The sequence below is a fragment of the Bradyrhizobium sp. CW1 genome (assembly GCF_023100665.1).
In the GTDB taxonomy this organism is placed as follows: Bacteria; Pseudomonadota; Alphaproteobacteria; order Rhizobiales; family Xanthobacteraceae; genus Bradyrhizobium; species Bradyrhizobium canariense_D.
Genome location: NZ_CP064684.1, coordinates 6,653,471 through 6,672,218, shown reverse-complemented (window position 1 = coordinate 6,672,218; position 18,748 = coordinate 6,653,471). Strand labels below are relative to the sequence as shown.

Here is an 18,748-nt window from a genome sequence, read left to right as displayed (position 1 = left end):
CCGTCGCGGCCACAGCGTCCTGGTGTCGGATAAACGAGGCGCAGTTTGAACTTATCGCAACAGCGCCTCTTTGGACCAAGCGCTTCGCCGCTGCGATCGTGGCTGGTCCAATCGTTGGATCGCCGCGCATTGCGACGTCTGCCCAAGCTCCCTCAACAGTTTCCGAGATGACTGGAAACGCAAACGTTGACGGGTGGAGGAGCGAGCCGAGCCTCGGAGGTGGAGGTTTCGGCCCTCTTTCGAGGCTGAGAATCCCAAGAGGGCGGGGATTGTGTTTTGTCATAGGCAGTCTCCCGAATCACAAGCCGCTTATTTCAACGTCGTCACTGGTGAACTCGTGACGGCTGTCGAGCAGCCCGTATTCCCAGCGCGACAGCGTCTCGCCCGGGCCGCAGCGACGAGCGCGCAAGTCCTTCAGCACGGCCAAGACGGCGTCACCGCGCGTCGCTTCGAGCTCAACGGCTCTGAGGTTCTCCGCTTCCGCTTGCGGGTCTGATCACCCGGACGTTTGTCGGTGAACTTCGGTACTTCGTGTCTCATCGCTGGGCTCCTGTCGATCCCTTGAGGGTTGACTCGTCGAGGCTCGCGATTGCGGATCGAAGTTCCTCTCGAGCGCGGCTCAAACCAGCGCCGAGATCACGCAAAAGAGCCGCTGCTCGTTCCATGCTCTTTTCAAGCTCGTCCAGCGCTGTCGCAACGGCATCCGGGGCGGGCCCTCCTCCAGCTCGAGCGTTTCGCGCGATGACCTCTGGCACCGGCGATATCTCGGAATTGAGCATGCGGCCGTCTTTCACGATCGCCAGGAGAGTCGGTGCTCCGCACTCGATGGCTGTCGTAACCAACTCCCCGACTTCGTTATGAGCGGAACGAAAATCGAGATCGCTGCTAAGCGCGAGGCGAGTCGCCGTTTCCATAGCATTCACGAACGACGTTTCAACCATAGCGTAGGCTGCGTCTTCAACGACGTTCAACCCTGAGAAACACAACCGAATGAGGCGCACCGCTCCAATGGAATAGTCAATCCCGGGCCAGATGTGGCGAGTGGCTTCCGTTCCGACGGCTACACAGTTCGTGAAAGGTGTGCTATGCATGCCCGTGATCGTCGCGACGAAACAACCATTGATTGCGCCTGCTTTTCCCTGGACGTGCTCGAGCAGGAAGGGATTCCGCTTATGAGGCATCGCGGAGCTAGAGCCTACCAATTCGTCCGGTAGACTAGCCAAACCCGCTTCCCCAATCCACAGCAGCAATGTCTCTGCGATGCGGCTCAGATTTGATCCGAGAATCGCGCAGCCTGCCAACAGGCGAAGGTTGAGATCCCGAGACGCCACGCTGTCGATTGAGTTCAGTGGTGGCATCGCGAAGCCGAGCAGCCTTGCCGTCAACTCCGGGAGGATTGGCAAGGTCGTGCCACCCCCGGCGCCGGCCCCGAGACAGGAAAGGTTGAGCAGGGGATGCAGCGCCAGAAGGGCGTCCAGATCGCGCGCGAGCGCGCCAGCAAACGCCGTCAGATGGTGCGCGAAAGTGGATGGCAGTGCTGGCTGACGATGGGTGTGCAGCGGGAAGATTGTCTCAAGGTGATCGCGAGCGAGACTGCACAGCGCTTGCAGAAGCTTGAGTAGTTCCTGTGCCAGTTCCTGATACGGCGCTCTCAGCTTGAGCTTTACGAGCGTCGCATTGATATCGTTGCGGCTGCGCCCAAGATGTAGATTACTAGCTTCCCTGCCGATTGTCGAGCGGAGGTGATCCTCATAGGCGAGATAGGTTCCCCGGGGGGCTCGGCAACCTGCGACGCTCTGGAAGGCCTCGGCCTGCAACTTGTCAAGCTCCGCCAGTACTCTTCTGGCGAGATCGCGGTCGATCAACCCGACCCGCTCAAGCATTATGGCTTGGGCTCGGTCAATATCGGCGTAGAAGGGAAGCTCGTCGTTCGCTGCGCGTTGAAGATCACTATCGAAGACAATAGCGCTCGCTTCAGGATGGAGAGTTGATTTGATGCGGCCTGTGCCTTGCAAGGTGATCTCCTCATGCGCAACAGATGAAAGCGACGGCAGCTGCGGCACGCTCAGCCGCAGCTCTAGCATCGTTAGCAACTGCGATGACATGACCGATCCGGTCACGGAAATCGTTGCAGCGCCTGAATTGTATTGGCGGTGTCTGATATAGAACGAACTCCGCCAGTCCGAAACGATCGACGACCTGTTTGTGGTTCTGCGGACAGGCAAAGAAGCCATCGCGCTCCGGAACGATGAACCTAATCGACCCGTGAGCGCCTCCTACTAAACGTTTCGGGGGCATTCCGAGCAGGCTGCGAAGGACCTCGAGGACCGGGTCAAAACCAGTCGCGTGTCGAAAAAGGCTGGGGATCGAACCGCCAGCGAGGCGCGGATTTACTTCGATAATCGTGACACAACCCTGATGAAGCCGGAGTTCGACATGAGCTGGTCCTTGCACATGACCCAGGACCTTTATGGCGCGAAGCGCTTCATTTGCGATTCGCGCGCTTAACCAAGGCGAGATTGGCGCCGGTACATCGTGTCCGATCTCGACAAAATGCGGTAGGGTCCCAAGATGTTTGCGCGTCACACCGATAATCAGGCTATCGAGAATCTCGACTGAATACTCCTCCCCTGCAATATAGGACATAAGAAGGGCGCCAGACTGCATAGGACGGCCACGCACGTCATTCGTGGTATCGAGGAGCTTGCGCAACGCTGCAACTGCATCTGTTTCAGTTTGCACGAGGGTAACCCCTATGCTGCCACTACCGCTGATCGGCTTCGTGACTCCAGGTAAGCCGACCTGTGTAATCGCGTTGTGGATATCGCACTCGGCGCTGACTTGGGCGCATTTAGGCACGCCGATGCCCGCCGCCCGCAGCGCGGCCGCCTGACGGCCCTTATTACGGCAAAGCGCGATTGCATCGGGATCCGGACCCGTGAGCCCGAGACGTTTGGCTTGCAGGGCAGCCGTGTAAAGGTAGAAATCGCTAGACGTCGTTAGCAGCTCGATTGGCATGGCCGCAGCTACGCTATCGATTACGGCCGAAACAGCAGCTTGTGAAGTCGTTTCGCATATGCATACGTTGAGCTCCGCGATGCCAGGCAAAAAGGCATACCGCTCTGGTGAAGCGGTAACAAACACCGCAACGAGCCCCAGTTCTTGTGCACGCAGAATAAATTCGGCGCCTGACCCTGTAGTATTGGATTCAATGAAGATCGCAGCCGAGCGTGCCATTCGTTTATGCTTCAGTTCGCGGAATGTTGATACCCATCACCTCGGCCAACGAGCGGCGACTCCAGTTGAAACGGCACCAGCCGTTATCAGCATGAAGCGGGTGAGGGACAAGAACAGGCTCGGTCGCGGCGAGCTCGGCCTGATAGCCGTTCGCCTGCATCCACCCGGGATCGTAGATGTTCTGCTCGTAGCGGTTGCTGTCATCGGGAAAGACCGCAAGCACTTTGCTTTTTGGAGAGAGCTCCGCGTACCATTTGGCCACGAGATAGGCCGCCCCGCTAGTAGGCCCACGCTTTAACGAAGTCTCGCGATGAAGTCGGTGCGCCGCTTGGTATGCTTCGTTCGCACCAAGCCAATGGATTTCATCGAACGCCTGATGAAACAAGTTGCCAGGCAGAATGCTGTTGCCCAGACCTCGCAAATCGCGTCGGCCGACCGGTTGGCCGAATAAGACGCTGCCGAAGGTATCGATCCCAACGAGTTTCATTTTCGGAAAGAATGCGCGGCAATAGTGTGCAAGTCCGCAGGATGAACCTCCAGACCCCACCGCTGCAACCAAAACGTCGATCTCGCCGAACTCCCTGATCGCCTCCGCAGCGGGACGCGCATACGAAAGGCGATTGGCGAGATTGTCATACTGTCGTGACCAGGTCGCTCTAGTTCGATCCACAAACTCAAGGAGCGCATTCTTCCGGAGCAACTGTACGTTCCCGTTGGAGGCTGTCGCATCGACAATGTGAACTTCGGCCCCCAGCTCCTGCATGGTGCGTTTGAGAGGTGGCTCGATAGCCCGGTCGCCAAAGATGTGCAATTTGAGCGAGAATTGCATGCAAACGATGGCGAGGGCGAGAGCCATCGTTCCGCTAGATGTTTCAACGATCGTCGTGTTAGGGCCGATTTCACCGTTGCGAAGACCGGCTTCGATGATGTTGAAGGCGGGGAATACTTTCATTAGCCTGAAATCAATCGCAGCCAAGTTAAGCCGCAGTGAAACGATTTTGAGGGGCGCATGAGCACTGATGATGTCCGATAGCATGTCCACCAAGTGTTGATCCTCAATATGGGGTCGAGAAGCTACAGAGGCGACTGAAGCCAAGGCGGCTAATCGAGGTTCTAGCCTCGTCCAACCGGTTGTGAAGGTCGGGGAGCTCCGGATCGAAGATCAAGCCGGCAACGGTACCACTATGCGCCACGACAATACCGGCCGATCCGGTGTCTTCCTTGATGCGCTGGAGTTCGTTGAACTTCGGCTTCTTCAGCGGATTCTGAATGGCGGTCTCGCTCTGCGTAGCGGAGAAAGTCGCAACGCGGCCGACGAGTGCGACGCTCTGCTCGGCAATTGCACGCTCAAGGACTGCCAACGCGCACCCGAACGCGGCGATCTGATCACGCGAGTAGCGCGCACGCCGGAGTCCGTCAGTTCCAATGCCGCGCTCGGCCGAGCCTGTGTCAAACCCCAAAATCAACATTTGCGGGAGAGGACCGTTGAACACTCGGACAATCTTGCCCATTCGATGGGCGAACAGAATGGTGCTACTTGTGCAGTCAAACATCAACGAGTCACACGCATGCTCGGCCGACACGGCAAGCTTGGCTTGGAGATGAGGCGCCGGAATCACCCGGGACCCCCGGTAAGCTTCGACGGCTTTGGCGACCGCACGGATCGAGGCGACTACGCCACTTGTAGAGGAGCCCATGCCGACGCCTTCCGGCACCGACGTACGGACTTCAAGTGTAGCCCCCATGTTCCTCATCGCTAGAGCATCGAGGGTTAGCCGAGCGGCAATCTCACATTTGTGGAAATGACCAGGTCTCACTTCGATACCCGTGCGGCCGACCCGAGGCTCGAACCTCCCAATGCGGCTCGGCTTTAACGTCGCACGGGCTTCCGATCCATGGACGTGTGGCATGTGAACTGAAACCAGCGCACGCACTGTCCGGCGGTGCCCCCTTTCCTTGACAGTGAAGGCTCCCTGGAGCAGCTCGCCGAAATGAGGGTGGCAAATAGCCACCCCGTATGGCTTCGCGAGCGAGTAGGAGCGGGCGTGTGTGTTGTCCGTCCGAGGCATCATTGGAATATCCATCATGTCGCTCCCGTGGCGTAACCGCGCGACAGTAGCGGACCACAAGTAATGCCCGCCGTGAAATGAGTCGGCGGAAGTTGATGCCATGAATGCTTCGCTTCAGGTGAACGCATACTTCTTCTGCGATTGGTACTAGTAATGGGTTTCGCAGCGGCACTTTAGCGAGGTGCACAGATTTGCGCACCTACCAACAGTGAGAGTTCGCTCTTAAGCTCACGCCTTGCGAGCGGCTATCGAGCCAGAGTGGTCATTTCGGTAATGCATTGACGTTGCCCAGCGCTCAACCCGGAAAAGTCATTTGGGACCGGGCAGCGGGTGGTTGCGGGATCAAATTTGCGCCAAGCTAAAAATCCCCCTGTCCAGGTGCGCCCTTGCTTCAGCCAATAATCTCCCGCGATATCGACTTGTAAGTCTGGTCGATGTCCAACTGGCCGCTTGCGGCGCTCGAACGATAGCACCACGGTCTTGTCCCCCGGGGCAATCTAGGCCTTGTCTCGGCTTGTGCCGAGTCCTGTTCAGGATCCGAAATGCAGGTCGCGTTGGTTCACCAACTGCTCGGCCAGACGGCTTTGCTTCCTAAGCGCGCAGCATCGCCTTGAGCATCATCGCGGAGAGGCGATAATTGGCACCCATTCGTCGACTATTCGTATCCTGGGATCGATTCACAACCAGTGGTCGCCCGGCTGCCTGCCGTCGATCCGCGTGTCGCGCCCTCCGGCGTCAATCATCTTACGCTAGGCATCGGACCACATGCAGCAATTCATCAGAGCGGGTTCAAAAGGATCTTCCGTCAAAAATGAAGATACGAGCGGGGATTGTTGGAGTTGGGATCGCCAGCTACGTAATTTCATCGCGCGGCGGGGTTGTAGCTCGATCGAGCAAAGCCCTTCGCACGCGCGCTCTCAGATGAGTGGTAGCCGACAAGGCTCTCGGTGGTTCTCGATGACTTGCGGTAGGGTTGGGGGCTGACATCCACCTGATCCCAGGAGCGATTGATGATCGGGATGATAAGCATGCGTGGCTCATTGGACCGTTGTGTCCGATCGAAGACATCCATGCTCTCAGCCGGACAAACTGAAGGACAACCCTCCACTAGCGGGCGGGGCGTAAAGTCCACTGCGTTGCATAGACAAGGCACCCACTCTTGTTGGCACGCAGATTGCTGAGAAGGGGACAAATTAGCTTTCGCGCGTACGATCTCGCGCTCTCCGACCAAAGGAGTTCAAATGAAGCTCTCTCCACATGACATGCACGATGCCGCGGGCGTACCGGTCACCTGTACCGATCGCTCACCCCAGTCATCGTCCACCAATGTAGATCCGCCGCTCCGCACAACAGGCATGAAGTTCATAGATGGCGCTCGCCCGATTACGGAAGCGGAGCTCCAAGCCCGGAACATCACGCGCTATCATGTCACCAAATTCTATGCTCAACAGATCGCAAACAGTGGCTACTACGACCAGCTAAAGTACATTGTGGAGCCCTCAGTCGAGGAGTTGGATAGTCCCGGCGTTTTGGATACGAGCGGCGAGCATGACAACACCGTCGTGCCAGGACTTCAACACAAGTATGCCCAGACCGGGCTGTTGCTGGTGACTAGCCGTTGCGCTTCTTATTGTCGGTTCTGCTTCCGCAAACGACTTGTTGGTAGAGACTCCGACGAAACTGTACCGGACCTCGCGAAGGTTCGGCAATATATTGGCTGTCATCCTGAGATGACGAATGTGCTCCTATCAGGAGGCGATCCGTTCGTTCTTAGCACGGCAAAGCTCGACGAAATTCTTACAAATCTGCTTCCGATCCGACATTTGGATTCCATTCGGATCGGCACGAAGCTCTTCGCCTTTGAACCAAAGCGATTCGAGGATCCAGCTCTACCTGCTTTCTTCCAACGAATCCGTGATGCTGGTAAAACTGCGGTGCTTGTCACACATTTCGATCACATCGGTGAGATCTCGGTCGATGCTGAGCGGAATATCCGCTGTTTGCGTGCACAGGGAGTGCAGTTCCTCAATCAATCTGTGCTTCTCGCGAAAGTTAATGATGATCCTGAGATCTTGGCAGCGACTTTTGCCAAGTGTCACCAAATGGGGGTCCGCCCTTATTATCTCTTTCAAGCCAGGCCGGTGAAGGCCGCCTCGCACTTTCAGGTTCCGCTTCGACGCGGATTAGAGATTGCGCGCGGCGTCACTCAACGTCTCGCGGGCATCGAAAAGACGTTTAAATACATCATGTCGCACTACTCAGGAAAAATCGAGATCCTCGATCTTGGAGATGATGGGCGCGTTTATATGCGATATCATCAGAACAAGTTCCCGGACAGAATTGGAAAGATCTTTTCCAGGCCATACATCGAGCCCGCTTGCTGGTTAGACGATCTGCCCGAATGATGATCGAGACGTGGATTGATGAGGGTTTGCAGATCGTGGCCGAGTAACTCGGCCATTTGGCTTTGCCCTCACAGACCCGGGCAGGCGGCTTCCCCGCCGCTCTTCCCGAGATTAACCCCCGTCATATCCGCGCCTGCGCGCAAGTGCGAGTGATGCGTGGAACGGGCAGGCCGAAGCGTGCCGTCAGGGTCTCAAACTCCGACCAACCCATTCGCCGGCTTTCTGGCTGCGCCGTCTCAGACAGCGCATCCAGATCCGACGCACTTCGCGGTAGAAGCCGTTGAGCGCTGGATAATTGTGCGGCCTGCCGTAGTAGCCGTAGTGTCCATGCAGCACAGCGGCGAACCACTCGTGCTGCTTGGCAAGTGGCGCGTGCATGAGCCGCCAAGCCTCCTGCCGCAACGCCGTCAGCTTACGCGTCAGGCGTTTCCCTTCCGTCTTATGCTTCACGATGAAACGGCCATCTCGGGTCCGCCCGCAGTAGTGGGTGAAGCGGAAGGCGAAAGTCTCGGGCCGCCCCTTCGCGCCGCTGACGCGAGAGGGCCGCGAACCGGCCACACTCGATCAGCCGCGTCTTGTCCTCATGGAGCATCAGGCCAAACCTGGCCAGCCGCGCCTTGAGGGCCAAGAGCATCTCCTGCGCATCCGCCTTGCTCTCGGAGCCCATGACGAAGTCGTCCGCATAGCGCACGGTTACGATGCGGCCGCGTGCGTGCCCGACGACGCCATTGGTGGGTCAGAGGTCGAGGATGTAGTGCAGAAAGATGTTGGTGAGGAGCGCACCGATGCCTGCGCTCTGCGGCGGTTCACGGACCTCATCGCCGCGCGTTGAACAGTCTTGTCCTAGCGCCGGCAAGAAGGAGGGAACCAGCCCGAGGGGAGTGGCGGCGGGTCACCGCGCCCGCCCGCTACGCGCCATCGAGGGCGCACGCGTCCGGACCGCTTTGCTCTACCGAGCTACACCACCATCGGCGATACAACCAGATTCCATCCGCGAACTCGCCGCGTGTGAAGAACTGCTTCAACTCCGAGACCGACCGGAGTTTTCGCTGCCGAATCCTCGGCCGGGCGGAGCTAAGGTCGATTAAAACGACATTCTCGATGCGGAAGCGATCGCCGGGGAGTATCCCCATTGCTGGTGAAATAAGGGGCTCAGACCATCATCGCTGACATATCTTGCGTCCGCAGTTTCAGGCCCACCGCACTACAACGGACGAATTGGTGACCAGGTCCTCCGACCATCCGTGATTTGCCTGCAAGTCGGCCACAAGAAAAGGTAGTATGGAATACGTTCTTCAGTCGATACCATAGTTGCTGGCATATAGGCTATGGAGGCTCATGATGGTAGAGGAGAGAGCGGCAGTGACGTGCGCGGTAGCTCCTTTTCACATCTCACGCTCCATTCAAATATACGACGCCGTCGCTGCCCACCAGGACATCAGCCTATTGATGGGATTCGACTTCCAGGAATATGTATCAATTACTCAGGCCACTCCAACAAAAGGGAAAACATTCCCAAACTTTCGGCCAGACCGATCCACAATTGATTCAGGTGACGGATATTGGGTCGTCGGCCTCGACAAAAAAAAGGACGTTGTGCTTACAAATGCTACTCGCCTGTACGACCTTTCGAACAGCAACTTTGAAGAGCACCTTCGGTCCCGACGGGCATTTTACACTGACCCGATCGCACACGAACATCCTCAGGATCATTGTGCTTGCACAGCACCTAGCGCAAAGAAGATGACCGGCAAAGTAGCCTACAACGGCGATCTCTGGGTGCGGAGAGAGCTCAGAGGACAGGGTGTTCCGAAGATGCTAGCTCGAATAACACATAGCCTGTCGTTTGCAATGTGGGCTCCCGACTTCTTATGTGCGCTTGTGGCACGCTGGCGGGTGGACAAAGGGCTTCCACACTACCGTCACCATGAACCTGGCGGATCGATATTGCGGCTGGTGAAAGAGGGTATTGCCGAGGACAATTGGCTTGTTTGGATAACTGGCGAGGAGCTAAAGAGCGAGGTCGATGGCTGCTATAAACCTGAGCTAGTAACTTTTCACAGAGATTTTCCTCTGTGAGTTTTGCCCGATTTGCCAGTGGGTTCGGCGTATGCATGCCAGAGCTATCGCTGAAAGTTGGTGGCGACGAAAATCGGAACGCGCGATCTCGTGGCGGTGATTAACGCCTCGCTTCTTAATCGAAGGAGCGATATGCTGTGTCCAAAGATAACATCAAGCTGATTCAACCAGGAAACGTCAACGATCAGCTCACCGAAATCTTAGGCAATGGGGCGCGTATTTGTTGGCCAAGGCCGTCGAGGCCGAGGTCGCGGACTTTCTCGCAAGCATGCCGATTTGAAGGCCGCGGACGGCCGCTAGGTAAGCATCAGGTGAGGCTTTCAATTACCCACAAGTGCTTGATTCATTTGCGGGAGGCTCGATCGAAGAATCTTGAATCAGATGAATCGGTTGTGATTCATTGTTGAGCACCTGAATCGCGACGGCGAGGTGCCTTTATGTGTTCGAGCGGTGCGATATCTGGTCGGTCGGCGGGCCCGATGTTCACCAGGATGATCTGATGAAAGCGCCGTCGAACACTGGACTGAGCGCGAGATCGACAAGACAGCTTTCAAGGACGCCCGTCTTGGTCAACGATTTGGCGAGCTGTTAAGGCAAATTGGTGATGGCATGGGCGGGAGCATACCGTTCGCGTGCCAAGACTGGGTGAACACGAAGGCAGCCTACCGTTTCTTCGCCAACGAGCGCGTGGAGGAAGCCGACATTCTTAGCGGCCACTTCGCCGCCACGCGCACCCGTTACGATGATTGTACAGGCCCGATTCTCCTTATCCAGGGCACCACGGAATTTTCCTACCAACGCGCGAACACGAGCGCGATCGGCATAACCAAGAGCGTCAATAGCGGCCGGGACAAAGGTGGCCGTTGGCGCCATCGCACGGTCTGCGGAATGCTGATGCATTCCAGCCTCGCGGTGACCGTAGAGGGCCTCCCCCTGGGATTGGCGGCGGTGAAGTTCTGGACACGGAAAAAATTCAAGGGCGCGGCCCAACTCAAGAAGAAGGTCAACCCGATCCGCGTTCCCATCGAGAAGAAGGAGAGCGTTCGATGGCTCGGCAATCTCAGGCAATCGATCGAGCGGCTCGGACAGCCGGCGCGTTGCATCTTATTGGCGACCGCGAAAGCGACATCTACGAATTGTATTGCCTGACGCAAGAGCTTGGCGCTCACTTCCTTGTCAGCGCCTGCGTCGATCGGGTGGCGGGCGACGGCGGTCATACGATTGCAACCGAGATGGAGGAGACCAGCGTCAAAGGCTTGCATTACATCGACGTGCGCAACGACAAGGGTGAGACGACGAAGGCCGCGCTGGAAATCAAGTTCAAGCGGATCGCAGTCTTGCCTCCCATCGGGAAGCAGAAACGTTATCCAGCCCTCGACCTGACGGTAATCCACGCCAGCGAGCGCGGTGCGCCAAAGGGCCGGAAACCCATTGAGTGGAAGCTAATCACGGACCTACCCGTCCGGGGACGCTCCGAGGCAACCGAGAAGATTAACTGGTACGCCATGCGGTGGAAAATCGAGGTGTTCCATAAGATCTTGAAATCGGGCTGCAGGGCGGAAGACTCAAAACTGCGGACCGCGGAGCGACTTGCCAATCTAATGGCGGTCTTCTGTATTCTTAGCTGGCGCGTCCTCTGGCTCACCATGCTCAATCGCACGGCCCCGGACGCGTCACCGAAGATGGCCTTGACGGACACCGAGATCGCATTGCTCGATGAACTCATCAGCGACGTTGGCAATCGACGGCGTCGCCCTGAAACCCTCGCATTCTACTTGACCAAACTTGCACGATTGGGTGGCTACCTGGCCAGGGCCGCCGATCTGCCACCCGGAAATGTTGTCATCTGGCGCGGACTCTCCAGACTCACCCATATCGAACTCGGCGCCGAAATCGGAGCAGCTGGAAATGCGGGTAATTGAAAGCCGGTGACGACCGCGGAAGCGGCCACTTAGGCTACCTGGTTGAGTTGCTTATTTTGGTCTCGCCAATTCCAGGGCAGCAGTTCGTCCAGCCGTAGGACTGGATGTGCAGCGATGCGCGCCAGGACATCAGCGAGCCAGGCTTGTGGATCCAGGTCGTTCATTTTGGCGGTTTGTGCCGCCCGCCGAACTATGCCGAACGGATTTGGTATGGCACGCCATGGTCACGCGCTGGCACCGTCGATCGCGTGCAGGGCAGCCCCATTCCATTCGGCATAGTCTGGTTGTTCAGAGCGCCTCGAGCAGGGCGAGTAGGCGGTCGTTCGGCTGGAAGCGGGTTCGCTTGCCGCGCTCGTACGGTTTGAGCTTCGCCAGGGCCGCTTCCTTGAGGGCGAGGTGGGCGTGCAGTACGTCTGCATCGTCTCGACCGATGCATGACCGAGCCACAGTGCGATCACGGAGCAGTCGACCCCGGCTTGCAGCAGTCAATCGCAACGCTGTGCCTCAGCACGTGCGGTGACTTGGCCTTCAAAGACGGGCAATTCTTGTGAGCGACACGAACATGCTTTCGCAGCAGCGACTGGACGCTGTCGGCACTGAGCCGGGCCCCGTGCACGTTGGGGAACAACGCTGTCGCTCCTTCCGTAACCGCTCCTTGAGCCATGCCTGGAGCGCACACCGAGCGAGTGTGGTCAGTGGAGTGGTCCGCTCCTTCCGCCCTTTACCGACGCATCGACACGTGTGCGCCGGACCCGAGGTGGACAGCATCCCGGTCAAGGCGAGTCAGCTCGGAGAGGCGTAAGCCCGTCTGGGCCGCGAGCAGCAGCAAGGTGTGATCGCGGCGACGAAGCCACGTCGTTCGATCGGGCGTGGCGAGAACCGCCTCGATCTCGGGGCGCGTCAGGAAGTGCACCTGCCGCTTGTCATGGCGCTTGCTCGGTATGGCGAGCACGCGCTGGATCAGCGCGATGTGTGCCGGTTCGTCGAAGGACACGAACCTGAAGAAGGATCTGATGGCCGTCAGACGCAGGTTGCGCGTCTTCGCGCTGACGCTGCGCTTTACCTCGAGGTCGGTGAGGAAAGTGCCGATGAACGTTGCATCCAGATCGGAGAGGGTCAGGGCCGATGGGGACTTCCGCGCCGCACTGTGCGAACATGAGCAGCAGCCGGAACGTGTCTGTGTAGGAGGCGGTCGTGTTGCCGCTGATATTGCGCTGGCGCATGAGGCGCTCGGTGAAGAAGCGCTCGATCAACGTGGCGACCTTGTAGGCAGGCTTCACGGCGTCACCTCCCATGGCCGGGCCGCGCCGTTTCTTCCATCAACTCGGGGCAGGCCGAGAGATAACAGTAGGTATCGCATGCAGGCGTGGCCGAGGTAAGTGGAGAGCACTGGGAGTTGTTGCTCGAGGTCCTTGCCTTCGATACCAGTCGAGCAGCGTCCGGATGGCGAAGCGATGACGGAACTCGTGCACGCGTGGCCCGGTACGATCACCTGGGCGCCGCAGCCCGATCTTTCTGGACGATCGCCAGAAGACGCGATGAACGTACTGGAGCAGCAAGCGGCCTCCCTGTTCGGCAATGAAGAAAGGTCGAGCCACAGCGTGATCCGAGTGGCGCATCGTTGCGGTGGGCGCAGTCGCCCAGCGCGGTTCTCGTCGTTGGATGTAATGGCACGAGCCGCGACTTGCCGAACTGGTCAGCCGAACTGTCAGCACGCCGGCGTTGAGGTTCGAGGTCATCACGCTCCAGGCCCATCGCCTCGGATATACGCATGCCTGTCACCGCGATCAGCCCGAACAAGGTATGATAGGTCCATCGGCGCAGCCCGTTCCGCTGGCCGGCAGAGCCAGCGCTGCCGTCAGCAACGCATCCGTCTCCGCATCGCTATAGACATAGGGCTTGGCGCGCTTCCATCCGGGCAGCATGCCGACGGGCGACACCTTCGTTCTCCGATCGAAGTTGGCGGCATGGCGCGCGAACCCACGCACGTCGCTCAATCGCAGCGCCCAGGATGCATGACGATCGGGCGGCAGCGTTGCCCATTCCATTGCCAGTTTCGTCCTGATGATCCTGGCCTTGCGCTTCTCCATGAAGGGGACGAACTCGGCGAGCCGACCGGTCTTGGGCTCGTACGTGTATCCCAATCCCTTGCGCATGCTTAGGTACTTATCGAGTGCGGAGCGCAGATCGGTCATTGCAGCCTCCCGGCCAGGGCAGGCTCAATGTTCTGAGCGCATCGATGTCTATGTTCGCGCAAATCCGGGTGGTGTCGTGGTTCTCGTGCCGTAGCAACTGTCCGATCTCCGACAAGGTCGCGCCAGCTCGGAGAAGCTCGTAGCGAGACTGTGTCGGAAGATATGGGCGCCGCGGTGGGCGCAACCTTCGATTCCAACGCGATCGAGAGCGGCCTTGGCCATCATCGTGACGCATCCGGAAGCAAAGCCGACGTGTGGCGCGAGTGTGCGGACGAACGGCCGTCGGCACGGCGACTTTGGGCGGCCATTGCGCAGACATGCAACGATAGCCGCGCCAATGTCGGCGGTATCGGCATTCGTGCACGCTGTCGGCCCTTGGCGCGAACGAGTATCTCGCTGGCGCGCCAGTCGATATCGCCGAGGGTGAGCGTCGCAACCTCATCGGCCCGCAGGCCGCGCTCGGTCTGCAACAACAGAATGGCGTAGTGGCGCCTTCCCATCACCGTCTCTCGGTCGCAACCGTCGAGAGCCTTCCGCACCTGAGCGGCAGGCAGATAGGTCGGTAGAGTTGCTAGCTTCCATCGCGCATCGATGGAACGCAATCCGCCAACGGGCGCGAGTTCAGCCCCCGATGGTGGAGGTAACGGAGAAAGGCACGCAAAGACGAGCACATCGCCTTGCCGTTCCCGGGTTCCGACCTGGGCGTTGCGCTCAACATAGCGGATCACCTCTTCTTGGCTGATCTTGCACAGGGCGCCGGCGCCGGCGGAGCACACCTCGTGCAGGAACCTGCGGATGACCGGGAGATGGGGACGATGGACCTCGGTACAGCCGGCTTCTGCCCAAGTACTCTCGAACTTCCATGCTCCTGTTCTCCGCTGTTGAAAGCGGAGGCAGAGAACGAACTATGCCGAACCGACCAAACGTCGGTCAGCGAGAAATCTGGGGAAAACGACCCGACTCGGCATAGTTCGGCGAGCCGCATCAACCTGCAAGATGATCGACGTCGATCCGCAAGCCTGGCTCGCCGACGTGCTGGGCAGGCTTCCAGATCACCCCGCCAACAGAGTCGCCGACCTGCTTCCCTGGAATTTGGAAAGCGAACCAACAGTCCAAGGCCGCCGTTGCAGCCTGAGTGCTTCACCTCAGACCATCGCGCCTGCCTGGGTGCTGACCGGCTTTCAATTACCCACAAATGCTTGATTCCATTGCGATAGCCCCGACCGAAAAATCTTGAATCGGATGAATCGCTTGTGATTCATTGTCGAGCACCTCGCTCCGGCGGAGCGGATAAGCTGGCGCACAGCTTTGCTTCTGTGGCTGCCGAGATTGTCCAGGACGACGATATCGCCGGGACTAAGGGTCGGCAGTAGAACCTTCTCGACATAGATCCGGAAGCTCACGCCATCGATTGGTCCCTCGATGAACCATGGCCCATCGATCCGGTCATGGCGCAGGGCCGCCAGGAAGGTCGTGGTTGTCCAGCGGCCGTGAGGAACCTTGGTGGGGAGTCTGTGCCCGCGAGGGGCCCATCCCCGCAAGGGCACCATGTCGGTCCGGGTCCAGGTCTCGTCGATGAAGACCAGCCGCTCAGCTTCGACGCGACCTTGGTACTTTGTCCACTGGGCTCGCCGCCGTGCCACGTCGGGACGATCGCGTTCGCCAGTCCACCACGGTTGCTGAGCTTCTCGGCATGCACGAAGTCCCACACCGAGTGGTAGTCGACCTTCAGGCCGCGGCCGGCAAGCTCGCAACGAGCCCGCGTATGGTGAAATCGCCGTCCTTGATCCGCTGCGACAGCCAGACCGCGTGGTGTCCCGAACCGCCTTCGGCTTGTGACCGCCCATCTGGCCCGGCGCAACGCTGCCGGTCTCATCGACCCGCTTCAACCAGCCGATCGCTGTGCTGATCGCCACTCCAAATTGCTTGGCAGCCCGATTGCGGGACATTCCGCCCTCAATCGCCGCCACCGCGCGCTTGCGAAGATCCAGAGAATAAGGCTTGCCCATCCATGCTGGCCTCCGCCCAGCCAGCATGGTGCATCAGAAACACACTGATTTTGGGATCCCAAATCGATTCAGCCTAACCCCATCGCGCTTTAGCCGACCACGACGTTCAGCAAGTCCGCTCTCGACTCCATCGCGGGCACGCTTGGATCATCGACATCGTTTCTCGATCGCGGGGGTTGGCTTCTCGTCGTTTCTTTACGGAGTGGCCGACCGAGACGAAGGGCATCGTACTTCGCGCGCTGCCGAACCCGGACGCTGCTGAAGCCGCATGGCAGCTGGCTGCAGGTCACCAGTTATATGAGGTCTGGTGGTTCCCAGCCACTTCTGGCAAAAAAGAGATCGCTCTGGGCCGAGTGTGTCCTCGGGTCCGTGGAAAGCGACGAGATGTTTTCTTCGGCTCGCGAATGTTCTACCCTTCCGTACAGTCAAGCGTGCTGATCGTGGAGGTAATGCGAGCTTCCGGGAACCACGATATTATTTTACCAGCCTCCTTAGGGAAGTTGAGGTGGGAAGAACACCTGAAGCGGCGCAGGGGGGGCTCTGATCATAAAACCGTCCACTTGCGACCGCAGCCCATCACGGGTTTGCGGCCGGATTCCCGTTTGAAATCTGCGGCAATTGTCTTGTTGGCTTCCGGTGAAGTCTGCGGCAATTGCCAAATTGATGTTTGCCGTTATGGCAGCAAGCATATCGTCGGCGAGTAGTACTATTTCTTTTTGCGATGCGCGCGCGCCGGCTTGCGACCCTTACGCAATGTCTTTGGAGGCGCCGAACCTTTAGGTGGTTGGATAAAAAATTCAGACACATGAACGTCAAGCGTTGCCGCGATACGGTCGAGAAGATCAATCGTCGGGTTCTTCGATTGCTGCTCAATACCGCCCATATAGGAGCGGTCAATGCGGGCATCGTACGCCAACCGCTCTTGCGGAACACCGCGATCTACGCGGATCCGGCGCACATTCCAGGCGACAAGCGCACGAGCTTTCATGCGCTAAAGCAGCCATTCTGACGGCCATCAAACCACTGGTTATAGACGTACTATTGCGGTAAGTTCGTCCAGAATGCAGATGAGCAGAGTCCGCGCATAAGCTAAATGAAAGAGCTGGTACTGGATCCGAATATCGCCATGTCGCGCCGAATGAGACAGTGCTTACGAGTTATGACGAGCAGCATCCGATGTCGGCCTCTTGATTCGGGCCGACGCTGTCGCACGCCGGACGGCAGTTCTGCTGATCGCGCTCTGGGCTTAACGGACGGCGATCAATGTATTCTGGCCGTGGTCGCGAACGAAATCGACGGCGATAGCCGCTGCCAGCCAGTGATTCGGCAAGAATACTCCTGCATGCCGCGACAATCGGTTCTCTACGAAGAGGCTCTGAATACGGCTACCCTCGCTTAAATCGATGCTTCTCAATCTGGTAGGACTTTCAGGCAGTGCCGCCCGATCCCAAGATCGCAGATTCCGCGCCCAAGGCGCCCCAGCTTACGCCCTATGACGAGCAACATGCCGTCACCTATATGCGTCTGCTGGATGCCGAGGCCGATAACGCTGATTGGCGGGAAGTCGCGCGCATTGTGCTTGGTATTGATCCCACCCTGGATCCGGATCGCGCCCGCCGTACTTTTGAAAGTCATATGGCTCGCGCCAAATGGGCGGCGCGTCACGGCTTTCGGCATCTCCTGCAGCGCGGTTGGCCGAACGGCGAGGAATGAATGAGTTCGAAACGGACGTCACTTCTGCTGATGTCCGATCGCAAAACGTGATCGTCCGATCGCGTAACTGCATTTAACAGCGAATATCTGAGTTTGTGCAACCATAAATAGTCACATTTGTCGGGCTGCAATTCCTTGCATGTGCGTTAAGAACATACGGGGAAAGTGGTCCGATGCCAGGTGCTGACTGGAAATCTGAGGAAGCCTATCCTGACGCCAAGAAAGCAGAAGCTGCGGACATAGCCTGGGAATGGCTGCGCCGCAATTGCGAGTACCAAAGAGACTATATGGCCCTGGCCGCCAGCGAACGATCCAGCGCGATGGCGGACCACTTTCGACAGCGATGGGGGCTGTCTTTTCGCAGCTGATCCGCAAAAGACGTCCGACGAACAAGCCATTTTCTGGGCGCCTGAAGTGCTGTCGACCGTGCTCTCCGTGCGCGCAGCTGTCCGCTCGGCGGCGTCCAAACGGTACGACCTGGATTCCAGCATACTAGTGGATAGCGAGCTTCGTTGCGGGCAGGATGGATGGCATGCCATCGTGACGCTCGGAGGAGCGAAGCATCGCCTTTGGCTAGCAGAACTGCCACCGGTGGGCTCATCGATCGCTGTCGACCTGCCGATCGATCGCAACTTCGAGGTTCGTGTGCGGGCAGCTCATCGACTTTGGCTGGCGCTTGAACGGCGGCCCATCGGACCACCCCCTCTGACGCTGCCAATCTTGACCCGTCATCGGCTTATCCTCGCCTTGCGTGCAGTCGATGGGGCCTTGGAAGGAAACAGCTATCGCGAAATCGCGCAAGGCCTATTCGGCAACCATCGTATTCCCGATCGCGGTTGGAAAACAGACCATCTCCGCAGCCAGACCATTCGCCTGGTCCGGGCGGGGCTGCGTCTGATGAGAGGCGGCTATCGCGCATTGCTCCGTCGCAACCGCAAAGACAGGGGCGAGGCGTCCTGAGCTTTTGGTTGATGGTGCGGCCCTGATATCTCACAAGACGATTGTAGTCGGCCGGTTTGCAGGCGGAAAGGGTTCTGGCGGAGCGCGGTTAGCGTCTTGGACTGCGGGTTGGCCGCGGTACTCGCCTAAAAATGAGCCTCGCCGTCGATCGGGAACGGT

15 protein-coding genes and 6 pseudogenes are annotated in these 18,748 nt (G+C 58.5%); 9 read left to right on the top strand and 12 right to left on the bottom strand.

Features of this window, described 5'->3' with window-relative positions:
• Positions 1-298 precede the first annotated feature (298 nt).
• From IVB54_RS41525 to IVB54_RS32210, 5 genes are all read right to left on the bottom strand, one after another.
• The gene (locus IVB54_RS41525) at positions 299-427 is read right to left on the bottom strand and encodes a hypothetical protein (RefSeq protein ID WP_256465311.1); all 129 of its coding nucleotides are present in this window, start codon (positions 425-427) and stop codon (positions 299-301) included.
• A 109-nt stretch (positions 428-536) separates the two neighbouring features.
• Positions 537-2,105, bottom strand: coding sequence for a lyase family protein (locus tag IVB54_RS32225; protein ID WP_247776641.1), 1,569 nt, complete (start codon positions 2,103-2,105; stop codon positions 537-539).
• Complete coding sequence (locus IVB54_RS32220) at positions 2,026-3,237, bottom strand: ATP-grasp domain-containing protein (protein WP_247776640.1); 1,212 nt, start codon at positions 3,235-3,237, stop codon at positions 2,026-2,028. Before IVB54_RS32220 ends, IVB54_RS32225 begins: the two co-directional genes overlap by 80 nt.
• A gap of 4 nt (positions 3,238-3,241) precedes the next feature.
• Complete coding sequence (locus tag IVB54_RS32215) at positions 3,242-4,273, bottom strand: pyridoxal-phosphate dependent enzyme (RefSeq protein ID WP_247777540.1); 1,032 nt, start codon at positions 4,271-4,273, stop codon at positions 3,242-3,244.
• Positions 4,274-4,292: 19 nt separating this feature from the next.
• Positions 4,293-4,982, bottom strand: coding sequence for a hypothetical protein (locus IVB54_RS32210; protein ID WP_247776639.1), 690 nt, complete (start codon positions 4,980-4,982; stop codon positions 4,293-4,295).
• Positions 4,983-6,661: 1,679 nt separating this feature from the next.
• Here IVB54_RS32210 and IVB54_RS32205 point away from each other — a divergent pair.
• Entirely contained in the window at positions 6,662-7,711 is a 1,050-nt protein-coding gene (locus tag IVB54_RS32205; RefSeq protein WP_247777539.1) for a lysine 2,3-aminomutase, read from the top strand.
• Positions 7,712-8,150: 439 nt separating this feature from the next.
• Here the strand turns inward: IVB54_RS32205 and IVB54_RS32200 are convergent, their stop codons facing one another.
• Positions 8,151-8,378: a hypothetical protein gene (locus IVB54_RS32200; protein ID WP_247777537.1), complete on the bottom strand. Its 228-nt coding sequence runs from the start codon at positions 8,376-8,378 to the stop codon at positions 8,151-8,153.
• Between the two features lie 671 nt (positions 8,379-9,049).
• On the opposite strand from IVB54_RS32200, the gene IVB54_RS32195 reads away from it, so the two are divergent.
• From IVB54_RS32195 to IVB54_RS32175, 5 genes and pseudogenes are all read left to right on the top strand, one after another.
• Positions 9,050-9,790 (top strand): hypothetical protein, encoded by a 741-nt coding sequence (locus IVB54_RS32195; RefSeq protein WP_247776638.1) that lies wholly within the window; start codon positions 9,050-9,052, stop codon positions 9,788-9,790.
• Between the two features lie 137 nt (positions 9,791-9,927).
• Positions 9,928-10,084: pseudogene (locus IVB54_RS32190) on the top strand (IS256 family transposase); the annotation flags it as partial.
• A 240-nt stretch (positions 10,085-10,324) separates the two neighbouring features.
• Positions 10,325-10,420, top strand: a pseudogene (locus tag IVB54_RS32185) (transposase DNA-binding-containing protein); the annotation flags it as partial.
• Between the two features lie 57 nt (positions 10,421-10,477).
• A complete protein-coding gene (locus IVB54_RS32180) occupies positions 10,478-10,939 on the top strand; it encodes a hypothetical protein (RefSeq protein ID WP_247776637.1) in 462 nt (153 codons plus the stop codon).
• A complete protein-coding gene (locus IVB54_RS32175; RefSeq protein ID WP_247776636.1) occupies positions 10,837-11,712 on the top strand; it encodes an IS4 family transposase in 876 nt (291 codons plus the stop codon). The genes IVB54_RS32180 and IVB54_RS32175 overlap by 103 nt, the downstream gene beginning before the upstream one ends.
• Positions 11,713-11,741: 29 nt before the next feature.
• Here IVB54_RS32175 and IVB54_RS32170 read toward each other — a convergent pair.
• The 4 genes and pseudogenes from IVB54_RS32170 to IVB54_RS32155 form a co-directional block, all read right to left on the bottom strand.
• Positions 11,742-11,885: pseudogene (locus tag IVB54_RS32170) on the bottom strand (transposase domain-containing protein); the annotation flags it as partial.
• A 115-nt stretch (positions 11,886-12,000) separates the two neighbouring features.
• Positions 12,001-13,007: pseudogene (locus tag IVB54_RS32165) on the bottom strand (tyrosine-type recombinase/integrase).
• A 492-nt stretch (positions 13,008-13,499) separates the two neighbouring features.
• Positions 13,500-13,907, bottom strand: coding sequence for a hypothetical protein (locus IVB54_RS32160; protein WP_247776635.1), 408 nt, complete (start codon positions 13,905-13,907; stop codon positions 13,500-13,502).
• A gap of 221 nt (positions 13,908-14,128) precedes the next feature.
• The gene (locus IVB54_RS32155; RefSeq protein ID WP_247776634.1) at positions 14,129-14,635 is read right to left on the bottom strand and encodes a tyrosine-type recombinase/integrase; all 507 of its coding nucleotides are present in this window, start codon (positions 14,633-14,635) and stop codon (positions 14,129-14,131) included.
• A 259-nt stretch (positions 14,636-14,894) separates the two neighbouring features.
• Here IVB54_RS32155 and IVB54_RS32150 point away from each other — a divergent pair.
• Positions 14,895-14,999 (top strand): annotated as a pseudogene (locus tag IVB54_RS32150) (transposase domain-containing protein); the annotation flags it as partial.
• 182 nt (positions 15,000-15,181) lie between these two features.
• Here IVB54_RS32150 and IVB54_RS32145 read toward each other — a convergent pair.
• A pseudogene (locus IVB54_RS32145) lies at positions 15,182-15,916 on the bottom strand (IS630 family transposase); the annotation flags it as partial.
• Between the two features lie 706 nt (positions 15,917-16,622).
• Positions 16,623-16,904 (bottom strand): helix-turn-helix transcriptional regulator, encoded by a 282-nt coding sequence (locus IVB54_RS32140; protein ID WP_247776633.1) that lies wholly within the window; start codon positions 16,902-16,904, stop codon positions 16,623-16,625.
• 446 nt (positions 16,905-17,350) lie between these two features.
• On the opposite strand from IVB54_RS32140, the gene IVB54_RS32135 reads away from it, so the two are divergent.
• Positions 17,351-17,629 (top strand): DUF2285 domain-containing protein, encoded by a 279-nt coding sequence (locus IVB54_RS32135; protein ID WP_247776632.1) that lies wholly within the window; start codon positions 17,351-17,353, stop codon positions 17,627-17,629.
• 414 nt (positions 17,630-18,043) lie between these two features.
• The gene (locus tag IVB54_RS32130; protein ID WP_247776631.1) at positions 18,044-18,589 is read left to right on the top strand and encodes a DUF2285 domain-containing protein; all 546 of its coding nucleotides are present in this window, start codon (positions 18,044-18,046) and stop codon (positions 18,587-18,589) included.
• The last annotated feature ends 159 nt before the right edge of the window (positions 18,590-18,748 follow it).